The sequence below is a fragment of the Allocoleopsis franciscana PCC 7113 genome (genome assembly GCF_000317515.1).
Taxonomy (GTDB): Bacteria; Cyanobacteriota; Cyanobacteriia; order Cyanobacteriales; family Coleofasciculaceae; genus Allocoleopsis; species Allocoleopsis franciscana.
Map to the genome: position 1 here is coordinate 7,270,386 of NC_019738.1, position 16,246 is coordinate 7,286,631.

Sequence of the window (16,246 nt, forward strand, 5' to 3'; positions counted from 1 at the left end):
TCTGCCGCAAGTCTTTAACACGTTGCTATCTCTTTACAATTCTATACTTTGATTAAATTTTTAGTGATTTGCGGACTTGAGTCTCCAACAAACCCTCACGCTGTAGAACAGGCATCATCAGCCTGTTACCAGAGTTCAGAAATTAGTACCGATAGTGGGCGAAAGCTTTATTGGCCTCTGCCATCCTATGTGTTTCTTCACGCTTGCGAATCGCATTTCCGGTTCCGTTAGCGGCATCCATCAATTCATTGGCTAACTTGCTAGCCATGGAACGACCCCCTCTTTCCCTCGAAAATCGGATCAACCAACGTAGCGCCAAAGTCGTTCCTCGGTCAGAGCGAACTTCCATTGGTACTTGATAAGTTGCCCCACCTACCCGGCGAGCTTTCACTTCAACCAACGGTGTTACATTTTTTACGGCGCTTTCAAATGTATCTAGAGGATCGTTACCTGTCCGTTCCTCAATGATTTTCATAGCGTCATAAATAATTCGATTGGCAATAGATTTTTTGCCATGACGCATGATCCGCCGCACCATCATACTGATCAAGCGATTATTGTAGACCGGGTCAGGAGGGATAGGACGCTTTTTGATAACTGTGCGACGAGACATAGTAAGCCCTTAAGAAATAATAGCGACAGTTGAAGAGTTACACAGGGACAGAATTATACCTTGAAGGTGCAAGGTACTCTAAAATTCTCAAGTTTTGGGTCTTTTCAGCTTGAAGTTGTCAATATCTTTGACCTGCTGAATTTTCCCCATCTTGCCGAAGGTTTTACCTCTATCAAGTACTCCTACGGCAGGAAAAAAAGCTCTCCTTATTCAGGATAGCTGAAACCTCTATTGAGGTTGGAGAAGGTTCAAACTATTTTCAGGAGTTATTCAGGAAAGATAGACTTTTATCTTACTTAGCCTTAGGACGTTTAGTTCCGTACTTAGAACGTCCTTGACGCCGATCTTTTACGCCTGCGGTATCTAGCGTTCCTCGAATAATGTGGTATCTCACTCCAGGCAAATCTTTAACACGACCGCCCCGAATCATTACAACCGAGTGTTCTTGTAGGTTGTGGCCGATCCCTGGAATGTAAGCGGTCACTTCAAAACCCGAAGTCAGACGGACTCTTGCCACTTTCCGCAGGGCTGAGTTGGGTTTCTTCGGTGTTGTCGTATATACTCTCGTGCAGACACCACGACGCTGCGGACATTGTTTAAGTGCAGGCGACTTAGTTTTCTTCTTCGCTTTGGCGCGTTCGCTCCGAATGAGCTGTTGGATAGTGGGCATGAGTTAAGGCGTGTACAGCTCCCTTAAGCGGTTTAACTGTTTAAGTATTGACAAATTCTAACTATATCTAACTTTCCGATGTAATGTCAATGAAAGCCGCAAAATCAGGGCGAGTAAGCCTTCCTTCCCTTTGTATGAGGCGGTAAAGGCTCCGAAGAATAAGAGTCGGGAATTTGAGAAGTTCTAAACTAAAACAGCTACGGTTTTGCAGACACGTCTGACGCGACTCTAAAGGAGTTGCCACAGCCGCAGCTTTCTACTGCGTTCGGATTATGAAAGCGAAACCCACCTCCCATTAAATCTTCTGAGTAATCTAGTGTTAGCTCACTAATGTAATTCAAGCTAGCTTCATCTACCACGATGGAGATATCGCCACAATCATAGACGCGATCGCCAAACTTCGGCACTTCCTCAAACTCAATCGTGTAGAACAGATCAGCACACCCGCCTTTTTGAACACCCAGGCGTAATCGTGCTTCTGCTTTGTGACGTCTCAACTGTAAGCGTTTGATTTCACCAACCGCTGCTTCACTCAGATTAATCATCAGATATACACCTACATCGCAGGTCAGCCTCTAGCTCAGGACTGATACACCGTCGTGAGTGTGCAACGTCTCAAACTCTTGAGCTATCTTTACGTTACACTGTGTCAGTCTTGTTGCCGTCAGACTGACATATTATCACGTAAAAAGAGAGGACATTCAGCCCTCTCTCCTTAACACTACCCATCTCAACTATTACTCTTGAGGCTTACTACGGGCATAGTCATCTTCAAAACGCATAATATCGTCTTCTCCGAGATATTCTCCATTTTGAACCTCAATTAAGACTAGAGGAATAACACCTGGATTCTCTAGTCGGTGCATATTACCTTGAGGAACATAAGTAGACTGATTTTGATGAATGACCAATTCGTCATCGCCACAGATCACCTTCGCCGTACCGCTAACAACAATCCAGTGTTCACTCCGATGGTAATGCATTTGCAAACTGAGCCGATGACCGGGCTTGACCTCAATTCGCTTAATTTTGTAGCCTCGTCCTTCTTCCAAAACCGTGAATGAACCCCAAGGTCGCAGCTCTGTCGCGGCAACACGTTCAGCTGTTATGGAGGTGGGTAAGGGAAGTGCCGGGACTTGAGAAACGTCTTGAGACTGAATCATACTTTTTTCTCCTGAGAACGGCTATAAAGTCGAGGGAAAACTCGTTTATCGGGTACTACTATTGCACTATTGCGAGATTAGTAAAAACAGAACCACCCAATCACAATCCAACATAGCAAATGACTTCTGGTTCTGGTCATCCATCAGCGGCTTTTTGGGGGTAATTTATAACAAGTCTTCACAATATAAAGCGTGGACTTTAAACAAGCTTTATAAGTTTAAATTTCTAAAACTTGTGCCATAACCCACTAGTGCAGCGTGGCTAAAATAACTGCCCAGTTGAAAAAGGTTAAAAAGCTTACTGTACAAACTTTCTTTCCTTCTGTCCTCGTATGAGCTCCGGTCTGCCCTCTGCCCCCTGCCTACTGCTACGGAGAACGCTACGCAAACTGCCTTCTTGCACTAGGGTATGGGTGCCAGAAAAAGCCCTAAGGCATTGTGAACACGGGCGGCTGTAGCCGGAGACCGATCAAGAAGTTGGCCTCCTAGATAAAGTCCGGTAGAGCTGCCACCATCGAGATTGAGGGCATCGATCGCTCCCATCTGCTGTATCAACTGAGCGGTTTCGGCTAAAGTCGGACCTCGCCCACCGACCCGACTATGGATAGCCGCAATTATCACAGTGCCAGAGCCAGTAGTGCCGATCGCACTCCGAATCGCCATTTGTTGACTAAAGGCATCACTAAATTGCTCCGCTTTGGCATCCAAGACGATTTGCCGATTTTCTAGGAGTACAGGACCAGCCCCTAAGATTTGAGGGTAAGTCGCGAAATCAGTGGGTGTAGTCCCCTGCCCAATGTTCACTTGTGTCCCAATATTGAGGAAACCAGCCGCAGCAGTGCCATCGCCCCTTAAAGTCAAGAGGTAGCCATCGCCGGGGATAGGAAAAGCGGTTTGACCTGTCATCCCTCCTGGAAGCTGACCCGTAACTTGGTTGTTTTGTACATAAACGAGGATTTCATTATCCGTCAGCGGCGTGTAGGTCGGCCCCCACTCCGAGGTATAACGGGAAATGCCTGCTTTGACGTAGCCACTATTGAGGAAAAGCACGGGTAAATTCATCCCCGTTGAGGTCGCCAAAGTTTCTTGAAGGCTGAGACGCCCAATTTTGAATTGCCCCTGATCGTTCCAAGCGATCGCACCTCGGTTAAGAATAGGTCCAGAAAACCACCGACCATCGCGACGAATAGCACCCAGGGGGAATTGAGTTTTGCGATTGAAAAAGCCAGCGTTAATTGCCGCCGCCGCCTGCCACGATGGAGCCATTTGGAGCAGTGGAGTTGTTCCCACTTGGGTCGTGGGATTGCTCCACATCGGTCTAAAGCTCATCCGGTTAGCTTTTGGGTCAACTTCTAGCCACACCACAGGAAATCGGGATTCTCCCAAATTCACATATTGCTGACGCCATCGGATTCCTGGTGCCCAAAGGATTTCTTTCTCCATCAGGGCATCAGGTCGAAGGTCGATCACTAAGCGATTAGGCTTAGGCACACTGAACACTTGTATTCGCTGACCGGCTGGAATCTGAACCCGGATTGTGGTTTGCTTTTGACCGTTTTCCACGCGAAAAACAGGCAAATTGCTGGGAGGCTGAACCGGCACAGGGGCTACATCCTCAACCTCTTGCATCGGTTGAGGTGGCTGAGGTGGAGGAGCCTGAAAGCGCTCGATTAGGGAAGGGTCAGTTGAGGCATCTAGGGTAATGACCCCTTCGCTGACGCCATCGCTCACTTGCCAGGGCGTTGGGCGGTCTAGATCGATGACAATCCGCGAACCCCAAGCTTGAGTTCCTTGCTGAATATCTTTTAATCGGGCAGGCACCGAAGTAATCTGTAGCTGCTCGCCTGCCACTTTCATCCGCAAATCGGCCACTCTGGCAAAATCGCTTACATCCAGATAACGATAAGCCGCATCCCGTTGCGTGACTAGAACCATTGGTGTTCGGGTTGGGTCTGAAAACCACTGTATCGGTTGTCGTGTCCAATCCCTCGTACTTAACAATTCCAGCCCCAAGCTTTGCATCATACCTACATCGCTGATCGCCGTGCGAACGGATGCGCCCACTTGCCACTGCTTCCAGGGCACTTTATAGGCACGACCGTTTAAAGACACCTGAGTACCCTGTCGAGTTACCTTTGATAACCCTTGTGATAAAAGGGTTTCTGGATGGGAAGATGTTGGCTTTTCAGATGTACGAACCGTAACCGCCTTCTCAGAAACAGGTGAAAGCTCACTCAACAGGGGCTTACCCACAACAGGGGGTGTGTTCTGCGGAGTCACCAGAGGCGAAACCTCAGACAAAAAATCTGCCTGAGGAGGGGGTAGAGTTGTCTTCGCAACAACAGCCGACGGGTTCAGCCTCGTTTCATAGCCGTGTAAGAGTTGGGGCTTAGGCGTTTCCAGGCTGGTACTGGCGAAAGCGAGAGATGAGCCAACAAGGGATAGCACGAAAAGGACAAGGGTGCGCTTAGAAATCGTTGTCCAAACAATGCGAGTGGTATGTCTCGTTTCTGGTCTTGTTCTTTTGCTCATCCACTAGCCTCTTTGACCAAGATTGGGGTCTGTAGAAGTCCATCATTGAAGTGAAGTCTTGGGCAGCATATCAAGAAATAATGACTTTAGGGCGCTCACCTTCTGAGGTTGAGCCTCATAATAGGGAGTAAGACCCCAACTGGGGTTTAACTTTACTGCTCTAACTGGAAAATTGCTCACGCAACAGGAAAGATTTGCGTTCCTGTTGTCCTGCTGTTTTTAGCAATACAGGAGAGGACACAATACTTCCGGCACAGGGACAGATCGTGACACAGCGTTGCCCAAAAACGTTTTATCCCTGTTGGCTCAATCGCGTTGAGCCTTATTACAGAAATCACTAAAAATTCTGTAGTTAAAGTTACAATAGCGCGATCTAAAATCGGGGATTGCTAGAGTAGAGGATTTCCTAGTAAGATTTCTACTCTGTCAAGAAAGGCAGATATCGGTGTGTGAATCAGGCTTTAAGAGTATGTCTCACAGTGTTAACTGCGCTGCTCACACCTGCCATTCGGTCAACGGGATATACTCCTTAGACCATTGAAGCACTCAGGCGGGTCTGCTCGTCAAGCCTCTAGGTTGAATTGCCTCGATTGTCAAATTGAGGATGGAGCGTTGATGTTAGCCGCCAACCTAGAGTTCACCAACTCCTCACCCCAAAAGTATTCGTGTAGGCTTCCCCATAGAGTCAGTAGACTGACCCACTCATGCAAATGTTTCTAATTTTTCAATAGGCTTTGTAAAAGTGAACTAACAATCAACTACCGACTGAACAGCATTCAATCCGTAAATTTGTATCCCTAAAAATTGTGAATTATCAGATGAATAACAGGAGCATCAAGGTCAATCAACAAGGTTACTCAGGCAATCAGGGCACTCAACCCTATTCAGGTCAACGGTGGTTGGTAGAAGAACGGGATGCGTGTGGTGTTGGCTTCATTGCTTCTTGTGGGGGCAGTGCCACCCATAAACTAATTGAGCAGGCTTTGTCTGCCCTCAGTTGTTTAGAACACCGGGGAGGATGTAGTGCCGACCAAGATTCTGGGGATGGTGCGGGTTTAATGAGCGCGATTCCCTGGGATGTATTGCAGCCTTGGTTTGCCGAGCAAAACTTGGATATGCCGCCCACCCAGCAGTTGGGAGTCGGTATGCTATTTCTACCCAAAGATACGGATCTGCTTAACAAAGCCCGTGCCACAGTTGAAGAGGTGTTGGGGCAAGAAGGGTTAACCGTTCTGGGCTGGCGTATCGTACCCGTGAAAGACTCGGTTCTGGGTGTACAAGCACGAGAGAACGAACCGCGAATTGAACAGGTGATTGTTCAATCCCCAACCAAGCAGGGAGATGAACTGGAGCGCGTCCTGTTCAAGGCGATGCGTCGCATTAGTAAAGCATTAGAGTCAGACGATACAGTAAAAGGGTCTGACGATTTCTATGTGTGTTCGTTCTCGACGCGCACCATTGTTTACAAAGGGATGGTACGTTCAGCGGTGCTGGGCGAGTTTTATACGGATTTGAAAAATCCAGCTTACAAAAGTCCCTTTGCCGTTTACCATCGACGCTTTAGTACGAACACCCTACCCAAATGGCCCCTAGCTCAGCCCATGCGGTTGTTGGGACACAACGGCGAAATTAATACGCTGTTAGGCAATATCAACTGGATGATGGCGCGTGAGGCTGACCTCACTCATCCGCTGTGGGGCGAGAGAACGACACAGGAGGAAATCAAGGCTCAAGAGGCAGCACTCAGCACGCCGGCTGAATTAGCCAGCGAATTAGATGACCTCAAGCCCATTGTCAATCCAGACAACAGTGATTCCGCGACCCTAGATAACGTCCTGGAGTTATTGGTGCAATCTGGGCGCAGCCCGATGGAAGCCTTGATGATGATGGTACCAGAAGCGTACCAAAATCAGCCGGATTTAGAAAAATATCCGGAAATTGTTGATTTTTACGAATACTACAGAGGAATTCAGGAGGCATGGGACGGCCCAGCGCTGTTGGTGTTCAGTGATGGCAACGTGGTGGGAGCCACTTTGGATCGCAACGGACTGCGTCCGGCCCGTTACAGCATTACACGAAATGGCTATGTGGTCGTTGCCTCAGAAGCTGGCGTGGTGGACTTGCCCGAAGCCGAGATTGTGGAAAAGGGCAGACTGGGGCCAGGGCAGATGATTGCTGTGGACTTAGAAAGTCACGAGATTTTGAAGAACTGGGATATTAAGCAACGGGTTGCAACTCGCAATCCGTATGGAGAGTGGTTGCAACAGCACCGTGTTGTTTTAACACCACATCCCTTCGTCGAAAGCCCTCGGTTAGAGGCATCGGTTTTACTGCGCCAGCAAACCGCCTTTGGCTACACGGCAGAGGATGTTGATCTGATTATCGAGCCGATGAGCATCGAAGGGAAGGAACCCACCTTCTGCATGGGTGATGATACTCCCTTAGCTGTGCTATCCGATAAGCCACGATTGCTCTATGACTACTTCAAGCAACGCTTTGCTCAGGTGACGAACCCGCCGATTGACCCCCTGCGGGAAAGCTTGGTGATGTCGTTGAGTATGCACTTGGGTGAACGAGGGAATCTCCTCGATGCTAAGCCGGAGTACGCCCGCAGGTTAAAGCTGGAGACGCCGGTGCTCAACGAGGTGGACTTAGAGGCGGTGAAAACTTCGGGGTTTGAAACGGCTGAACTCTCCACCTTATTTGAAATTACGGCTGGCCCTAAAGGGCTGGAGGCGGCTGTGCGAAAATTATGCGATCGCGCAGCCCAATCCGTTGCGTCTGGGAAGAAGATTCTGATTTTAAGCGACAGAGTCGGTGGAACCATTGGGGAAAATTACAGCTATATTCCCCCGATGCTAGCCGTGGGTGCCGTCCACCATCATCTGATTCGCCAAGGATTACGGATGAAGGCATCCTTGGTTGTGGATACGGCGCAGTGTTGGAGTACCCATCATTTCGCCTGCTTGATTGGCTATGGCGCGGCAGCCGTTTGTCCGTATCTGGCTTTGGAATCCGTGCGTCAGTGGTGGGCCGATCCGAAGACTCAAAAACTGATGGAACGGGGCAAAATCCAGAGCATCACCATTGAAAAAGCCCAGCAAAATTACCGTAAGGCCGTAGAAGCGGGATTGTTGAAAATTCTCTCTAAAATGGGGATTTCCCTGCTGTCGTCTTACCAGGGCGCTCAAATTTTTGAGGCGATTGGAATTGGGACTGATTTATTAGATTTGGGCTTTAGAGGCACAACCTCACGCTTGGGTGGCTTAAGCATGACGGAATTAGCCCAGGAAGTCATCTCCTTCCACAGCCGAGCTTTCCCGGAATTGGCAGGGAAGAAACTGGAGAACTTTGGTTTTGTCCAGTACCGTCCGGGTGGAGAATATCACATGAACAGTCCCGAAATGTCGAAAGCGCTGCATAAGGCGGTGGCAACCAGGGACTACGACCATTACGAGCTGTATAAGCAGTCTTTGTCAGGGCGTCCGGTGACGGCACTGCGGGATTTGCTGGACTTCAAGAGCGATCGCGCCCCAATTTCGATAGAAGAGGTACAACCTATTGAAGAAATTGTCAAGCGGTTCTGTACGGGGGCGATGTCTCTGGGTGCACTGTCACGGGAAGCCCATGAAGTATTAGCGATCGCCATGAATCGCATCGGCGGTAAATCCAACTCTGGCGAGGGTGGAGAAGATTCCGTTCGATATAAGGTACTCGATGATGTTGATGCCACCGGCCTGTCTCCCACCCTGCCCCACCTCAAAGGGTTACGCAATGGAGATACGGCAAGTTCAACGATTAAGCAGGTAGCCTCCGGTCGCTTTGGGGTAACACCGGAGTATTTGGTGAATGGCAAGCAAATCGAGATCAAAATGGCTCAAGGCGCTAAGCCCGGAGAAGGAGGACAGCTACCGGGTAAGAAGGTGAGTTCTTACATTGCCATGCTACGGCGCTCTAAGCCAGGAGTCACCTTGATTTCGCCGCCGCCTCACCACGATATTTATTCGATTGAGGACTTGGCTCAGCTTATTTTTGACCTGCACCAAATTAATCCTCAAGCTCAAGTCTCGGTGAAGCTGGTAGCGGAAATTGGGATTGGGACGGTAGCGGCTGGTGTGGCTAAGGCGAATGCGGATATTATCCAAATTTCCGGGCATGACGGTGGCACGGGTGCATCCCCCCTAAGTTCGATTAAACATGCGGGCGCACCTTGGGAATTAGGGGTGACGGAAGTACATCGGGTATTGATGGAAAATCAACTGCGCGATCGCGTCCTCCTCAGAGCTGATGGTGGCTTCAAAACAGGTTGGGATGTGCTCATGGCGGCGTTAATGGGCGCAGAAGAATATGGTTTTGGCTCTGTCGCCATGATTGCTGAGGGGTGTATCATGGCGCGAATTTGCCATACCAATAACTGCCCTGTGGGTGTGGCGACGCAGCAAGAACAACTGCGTAAGCGCTTTTCTGGAATCCCAGAGCATGTGGTCAACTTCTTTTACTTTGTCGCCGAGGAAGTGCGATCGCTCTTGGCACACCTGGGTTATCGCTCATTGGCAGAAGTGATCGGTCGGGCTGATTTATTGAAGGTACGGGAGGGCATCAAGTTGGCGAAGACGGATGCCTTGAACTTGAATTGCCTGACTCAGTTACCGGATACCAAGAGCAATCGTAGCTGGCTCAATCATGAATCCGTTCACAGTAATGGCCCTGTCCTCGACGACCAGCTGCTTGCCGATGCTGAGATTCAGGCCGCGATTCGCAACCAAGGGTCTGTAAGCAAAAATGTTGGCGTTGTCAACACGGACAGAAGCGTAGGAACACGCATTGCAGGTGCGATCGCCAAGCTTTATGGTGATACAGGATTTGGAGGACAAATTACCTTAACCTTCCAAGGTGCAGCCGGACAAAGCTTTGGCGCGTTCAACCTTCCGGGCATGACACTCGTCTTAGAGGGTGAAGCCAATGATTATGTGGGTAAGGGGATGCATGGCGGTGAAATTATCATTAAGCCACCCGCAGACGCCGCTTGCGACCCTGCCCAAAATGTGATTGTGGGCAATACCTGCCTCTATGGCGCAACGGGCGGCGTACTGTTTGCCAATGGTGGTGCCGGTGAGCGGTTTGGTGTCCGCAATTCCAAAGGTCAGGCGGTGATTGAAGGAGCAGGTGACCACTGTTGTGAGTACATGACGGGGGGCGTAATTGTGGTCTTAGGTCATGTAGGACGGAATGTCGGTGCGGGGATGACGGGGGGTCTGGCTTACTTCCTGGATGAAGAAGGCAGTTTTAAGGACAAAGTCAATCGGGAAATTGTCCAAATTCAACGGGTCATGACGCCAGCCGGTGAGCAGCAACTCAAAGAGCTGATCCAAGCTCACGCGGAGCGAACCGACAGCCCCAAAGCGAAGATTATCTTAGCTCACTGGTCTGATTATTTACCGCAATTCTGGCAAGTTGTACCCCCCTCGGAGGCGGATACTCCAGAAGCCAATCCTGATGTTGTGGAAGAGAGAGTGCTGAGTTCAGTGCAATAGAAGGCTGAAAGGTGGTTCGGGGTTGCAGGCTGTCTTCGGAACCTTCAACCCTTGGAAACCGGACCTTCAACCCTTCCGCGCCATCATTTCTTGATCCTTCTCTTGCATTTCCATCAGTTCTGGCACGGTTACAAATTTGTAGCCGCGCTTTTTTAATTCGGCAATGATTAGCGGTAAAGCTTGAACCGTTTTGGCACGATTGCCACCCCCGTCGTGCAACAAAACAATCCCCCCGGCTGAGGCTTCCTTGAGGATACGGTCACGCAGAGCCTGAGAGCTGTTATGACGCCAATCGAGGGAATCTGCTGACCACATCACGACCGCATACTTTTTCTGCTGAGCATAGGCGGCTAACCCATTGTTCAAAATGCCGCCTGGTGGCCTGAAGAGATTGGTTTTAACACCGGTGAGCTTGTAAATTAACTGGGCTGTTTTATCAATTTCACTCGCCGCACCCGCTGGGTTATACCGATGATACTGATGGCTCCAGGTATGGTTAGCAATTGCGTGACCCTCATTCACAATCCGCTTAGTTATCTGCGGATACTGTTGCACTTGTCTTCCTACTACGAAAAAAGTCGCTTTAACGTTGTTTTTTTTCAGGAAATCAAGTACCTGTCCTGTGGTATTGGGCCAAGGTCCATCATCAAAAGTGAGAGCGATGGGTTTTCCCACTGCACTTTGCCCAATCCGCTTATCTGATGCTTCTTGAGCAACAGTTTTAATGGGGTTATTTATCTTGACATTTTTAAAGGTTTTTCCTTGGAACTGAGCTGGGATCGGTTTGTTGAGCTTTGTTATTTTTTGTTGTTGGGCTAATTTAGCCACAACTTTTTTGTAAGCCTGATTAGACTGGGCAACTAAAACTTTTTCTTCCGAAGGGTTTGAGCTAGGTAGCTGGTTTAGGCTCGGCGTCATGTTTGACGCAAGATGTCTCGGACTCGCAGACCGAGCGGCTGACAAAGTACAGCCTGATAGAAAAGTCAGAGCAGCGACAACGACAACCCACGAGAGGCTGTGCTGTTTAATAAATGGGTGACGGTCTGCCACGTTAATTCTCCTTCACTCCTCATACACAAAGGCGGCAAGTCACAATTGTTATTCCTCAGCATTTTGATTGGCAGGGGTTAAGGATGACTCCCAACAGAGGAGGAGCTGTTTTACGGCAAATCCCTGTTCAGACCACTGCCCCTCAACGGCTAGAGGCAAACATTTTCATATCGAGGTACACGAGCAGACCAGGGCTGAACGTGACATCGGAATTCGTTCTAAGACGGATGATCCTGATGCAAGTTACTGGCGAAATCGCCACTCGTCCGGGATCTCAGTAGGTTTTTTACAAATACCATGAGTCCCAGCCCTCTGCACTGTAGCCTGAAGTTGTTATAGAGTAAACGCTGGGATAGTAAAACCTCAGCCTGATGGCTCCCTGATCAAGTGCACTGTGCCTGTGTTGAATCACACATCTAGTTTGCCAACCTTGGGGTGACTCCTGTAGCATCTAGCCATAAATTAGAACATTTGTCCTCATTTACACCTGGTCATGCCTAAGAAGACAGTAGTAGGATGAGCGAATAGCCAAAGACCCAAAAAGCTTGCTTCTTAACTGACATGGCAAAGAGAATCTCCTTAAGCTTATGCCTGTTGGCTGGTGTCATCATTGCTGGGGTTCCAGCCCAAGCCACGATCACTACAGCACAGACTTTATCACAGCCATCCCTAACCGCCAAACAGGGTACCGTGAAAACGGTGCTTCAGATGGCGGCTGAGCAATTGGCACCCACACCAGCCACTCTGACGGTTGAAGATTTACCCCCTGGATTCACAGAACTTCCTCCGAAATTAGCCACAATGCTTGCCTCCCGGTTAGAGCTTCTCAAACAAGAACTGGGACAAGGTAACATGAAACCAGAAAATTTTTTCGCCTTCGTTAATCCCAAAAATTTCCAAATTGTTTTGGGATTTACAGGTAAGCTGCCCAATCAATCCGAACAGGCCAGTTTTGATGCCAGTCTGGAAAAGGTCAAGCAGCCAGAGGTGCAACAACAAACCTTGAGTGTGTTGCAGGAGAAGCTAAAATCCTTTGGACAAATCAAGGTTACAGATTATCGTTCGATTCCTGATCTGAGTAACTTGGCGAATGCTTCAACAGGCATGACGCTGGCGATGGAGATGCAAGGTCAGCCTTTACGCTTGGATTTAGCGGCCTTTCGGCGTAACGCCACAGGAGCCTTGACGGGCGTTATATATGCCAATGGGGAACAGCCACTGGTCGGGGTAGGGGATTTGGCCCGGAAGTTAGATCAGCGCATCGAGCAGTTCTCTGCCAACACGACCCCTGCTGTTGGAGAAAAACCTCCGCTCCGATTTAGCCCACCTAGTCAACAACCGAAGGGTTCACCCAGGACTGGGGTGAGATGAGCGACTATCGAGAGTCTGGACGGTAAAAAACAATGGGGGCACCGCCACTTCACAGGGGTGCCAGAGGAAGAAGCGATCGAGCCGCGAATAGACTCCTTCTATTACCGCTCGATCGTTTGATATTGTCGGTGATAGGAGGTGTAAGAATCGGGTATGTAGCCTTTGATGCCATTGGCAACAACACCCAGAACCGAAGCACCGGAGATTTTTAAGCCATCTAAGGATTTGGTGAGTAAAGAACGGTCTGTCTTCTGGAGTCCAACCACCAGAACAATGCCATCTGTATTGGCGGCTAAAATGTTGCCGTCCGCTAGACCCAGCAGGGGAGGGGTGTCATAAATCACCAAGTCGAAAAAGGCTTGAAATTGCTCCATGAGATATTGCATCTTAGCGGAGGAAAGAAGTTTGATTGAGTCGGAGGTTGGCTGACCGGCCGTGAGGACAAACAAATTTTCCTCCACTGAGGAGCGCACAATCGCATCATTCAAACTCAAGTCTGTGGTAATCACATCACTGAGTCCTTGCTCGTTCGGCAACCCTAAGCGGAGATGGAGTTGAGGACGCCGCAGGTCGGCATCGATGAGCAAAACGCGCTGCCCAATAGAAGCGGCGGTTTGTGCCAGGTGGATCGCTACGGTAGACTTACCATCCCCTGGAACAGCAGAACCAATGACTAAGGAGTGAATTGGTTTGCGGGCGCTGAGCAGACGGATGTTGGTATAGAAGGAGCGGAATGCCTCTAGAAAGGCCGTAGAGCGCTCATCGTGAGCCGATGCCGCGAAGGAAACCAACGCATGGGAACTGACTTCCTCCATAAATGCTGGAGCCAGTTTTGGGGTATTTCGATCCAGTTTTTTGAGTTTTCTGGCAAACGGAATCACCCCCAACAATCGCAGTCGGGTTGCAGCTTTGATTTCGTCCGGGGTATGGAATACGGTATGGAGAATTTCGACAATGAAACCGATCCCGATTCCCATGAGCACACTTAAAACACCGGCGATCGCTAATTCCCGCTTGGTTTTCCTCGCCGAAGCGGGGATCAATTGTCCATTTCTATTGCGGGGCAGTTCGGGAGCAGCAATAATTTGCCAAGGGGTTTTCCGCTGGGATGCATCTAACTGTAAGGTTTCCCGCTTCTCTAAAAATTGCTTGAGGCTATCTGTCGCGACTTGTAATTCTCGCTGGAGATCGGTGTACTGACGGATAACCGCAGGAAAGACTCTAATTTTTTCATTAATTCGGCTTTCCGCTTCTGCCAGGGAGCGATCGCGAGCCTCTAATTCCCGGATGCGACTCGCCACATTATCGAGACTTTTTTGCGCTTCTTGAGCCAAGAGTGCTCGTAAATTTCGCTGCTTTTCCCGTAAATCTCGAATCGGTGGACTATCGTCTCGAAACCGAGCGGACTGAATCGCCATGTCCGCTTCAACCTTTTGTAGCTCTCCGATCAGCCTCTCGTAAGCACCAACCTGACTCGTTTCACTGGTCAGAACGGAAGTTGTATCACCTTCACTGAGCTGTCTTTGTCGAGTGGCAAAAGCCACTTTCGCCTGCGCCAGTTGGGCTTGAAGATCTACACGCTGTGACTTCAGATATTGCGCCTGCTCTGTCAAGGATTTCCCCGTTGATTCTGGCTCATTGAGTGTGTATTGCTGCCGAAGTTTTTGCAGTTGTGCTTGGAGGTTATCCACTCGCTTCTGGAGGCTCGGCAATTGGTCATCAATATATTGAACGCCTTGGCGCAAGCTGTTGACGCGCTCATCAACACTATAATTTAGATATGTTTTTGCCAGTTGCTCTAGAACATATTTAATTTTATTGCCATCTTGGTCGTGATAACTAATATTTAAAATTTTGGTGCCTTGTTGTTTCCCATCTTTTTCATAACTGACGCGGGAAATTTCTAGCTTCTCCATGAGTGAGTTGTAAGAAATATCTGGATATCGAACTTGCAACTCTTTGATCACGGGTTCCATCAATTTGGGACTTCTCAACACCCGGATTTGAGTTTCATAATCCATCAAATCAGAGTTTTCAATGCCCACTCGCGAGGCTTCTGCCACACCTGTATTGACACCGGTTTGAGCCGATAGGGATAATTTAGCCAGCCGACCTTCCGCCGTGATCGGTTCGACTAGAACACTAAAAGCCCCTCTATAGGTGGGGGGAGTTTTTTTTGCCTGCCAAATGATATATCCGCCAGCTATTCCTCCCAAGACGATTGCGGCTGCTGCCATGATTGGAGCTCTGCGGCGCACCACAGCAAACAGCCAAGCTAAATCCAGGGTATTGCCATCCCCTGTTTCCAGCTCTTGGATATCGCTTCGATACTGAGGTTCCGGTAAGTTTCCCCCAGGCCTTTGTGAAAACCTTTGATAATCGTGTTCGGCGTCCATACTCTTTTCCCATCCCTGGCAACCAAGGCTTACTCTAATTATCTAATTCCTAGGATCGAAAACAAGGTAATAATCCCAGCACCAGGACTTAAAAATAAATTCACAGCATCCGCAACCCTGGCAGTATTAGAGCGGCTTACCACAACTATATCGTTATTGCCAATGATAGGATTATTACCACTATTCGCGCCTTGAGCGAAATCAACGGATACGTTCTCCCTAGAAATCCTGCCTTTCAGGCTCAGACGAATCTTCGCGCTTCCAAGCAAAAGATAGGAACCTGGACGCTTCCTGTTTCCCACAACAGCCTCAGTCTGTCCTCGATTGGGAGCAGTGGCAAAGCTGGCGGTTACGAATTGACGGGTTTGGGAAAGGTTAATAGTGGTTGCCGTGGGGATAAAGAGGGTATCTCCATCACATAAGGTTAAATTTTGAGTGCGATCGCCTCCGCCTAAAATGTTAGTGGTCTGGAGTTGAGTCGAGTGATTTACCGGAATGGCTGGCTGGAATTGCTGCCAGCGATTATTCACAAGGGCTGGCTGGAGTTGCTGCGGATCTATGGTGGGTAAGGTGGGTAAATGAGCAACCGCCAGGGAAGACCAAGATGCATTGATCAAAGCAAATAGGGTCATACCCGCCATAGGCTGAGTTATTGCTTTGAAGAACTGGGTAGGCATACACTCCGCATCAACACTAAGTGTGATTGGATTAATGAATCTATTGTACGGATTTCGCGGGAAATCTTCGCGAAAAATCGAGAATTTCCTCCAAATTGGACAGTCATGCCCAATCAGAGAACGTAACTTTAGAGAGATGTTCGCTAATAGGGATTCTTATCTAAACGTTTTTTGGAGTAGAGTTCGCTTGTACAGACTCTTGAGTTGACGCCTTTTGCGCTCCTCAGCCTCCGTTGGATT

10 protein-coding genes are annotated in these 16,246 nt (G+C 49.0%); 2 read left to right on the plus strand and 8 right to left on the minus strand.

Translation table 11 applies throughout. The features are described 5' to 3' along the window. Positions 1–142: 142 nt before the first annotated feature. The 5 genes from rpsG to MIC7113_RS29970 all read right to left on the minus strand — a co-directional run bounded on the left by rpsG (position 143) and on the right by MIC7113_RS29970 (position 4,978). On the minus strand, positions 143–613 hold the full coding sequence (gene rpsG, locus MIC7113_RS29950; RefSeq protein WP_015185941.1) for a 30S ribosomal protein S7: 471 nt from the start codon (positions 611–613) through the stop codon (positions 143–145). Between the two features lie 292 nt (positions 614–905). Continuing rightward, positions 906–1,283 (minus strand): 30S ribosomal protein S12, encoded by a 378-nt coding sequence (gene rpsL / locus MIC7113_RS29955; RefSeq protein ID WP_015185942.1) that lies wholly within the window; start codon positions 1,281–1,283, stop codon positions 906–908. Between the two features lie 197 nt (positions 1,284–1,480). Continuing rightward, on the minus strand, positions 1,481–1,828 hold the full coding sequence (locus tag MIC7113_RS29960) for a HesB/IscA family protein (protein ID WP_015185943.1): 348 nt from the start codon (positions 1,826–1,828) through the stop codon (positions 1,481–1,483). Positions 1,829–2,020: 192 nt separating this feature from the next. Then, on the minus strand, positions 2,021–2,446 hold the full coding sequence (locus MIC7113_RS29965; protein ID WP_015185944.1) for a phosphomannose isomerase type II C-terminal cupin domain: 426 nt from the start codon (positions 2,444–2,446) through the stop codon (positions 2,021–2,023). Positions 2,447–2,848: 402 nt separating this feature from the next. Then, positions 2,849–4,978: a phosphodiester glycosidase family protein gene (locus MIC7113_RS29970; RefSeq protein WP_015185945.1), complete on the minus strand. Its 2,130-nt coding sequence runs from the start codon at positions 4,976–4,978 to the stop codon at positions 2,849–2,851. 818 nt (positions 4,979–5,796) lie between these two features. Here MIC7113_RS29970 and MIC7113_RS29975 point away from each other — a divergent pair. After that, positions 5,797–10,512 carry a glutamate synthase-related protein gene (locus MIC7113_RS29975; RefSeq protein WP_015185946.1) on the plus strand — a complete coding sequence of 1,572 codons (4,716 nt, stop codon included), beginning with the start codon at positions 5,797–5,799 and terminating at the stop codon, positions 10,510–10,512. A gap of 66 nt (positions 10,513–10,578) precedes the next feature. Here the strand turns inward: MIC7113_RS29975 and MIC7113_RS29980 are convergent, their stop codons facing one another. Continuing rightward, positions 10,579–11,562 carry a polysaccharide deacetylase family protein gene (locus MIC7113_RS29980; protein ID WP_015185947.1) on the minus strand — a complete coding sequence of 328 codons (984 nt, stop codon included), beginning with the start codon at positions 11,560–11,562 and terminating at the stop codon, positions 10,579–10,581. A gap of 561 nt (positions 11,563–12,123) precedes the next feature. On the opposite strand from MIC7113_RS29980, the gene MIC7113_RS33995 reads away from it, so the two are divergent. Beyond that, positions 12,124–12,933, plus strand: coding sequence for a hypothetical protein (locus tag MIC7113_RS33995; RefSeq protein ID WP_015185948.1), 810 nt, complete (start codon positions 12,124–12,126; stop codon positions 12,931–12,933). 101 nt (positions 12,934–13,034) lie between these two features. On the opposite strand, the gene MIC7113_RS29990 is transcribed toward MIC7113_RS33995, so the two are convergent. Together MIC7113_RS29990 and MIC7113_RS29995 are read right to left on the minus strand one after the other, a co-directional pair. Beyond that, positions 13,035–15,329, minus strand: coding sequence for a GumC family protein (locus tag MIC7113_RS29990; protein ID WP_015185949.1), 2,295 nt, complete (start codon positions 15,327–15,329; stop codon positions 13,035–13,037). Between the two features lie 38 nt (positions 15,330–15,367). After that, complete coding sequence (locus MIC7113_RS29995; protein ID WP_015185950.1) at positions 15,368–16,006, minus strand: hypothetical protein; 639 nt, start codon at positions 16,004–16,006, stop codon at positions 15,368–15,370. Positions 16,007–16,246: the final 240 nt, after the last annotated feature.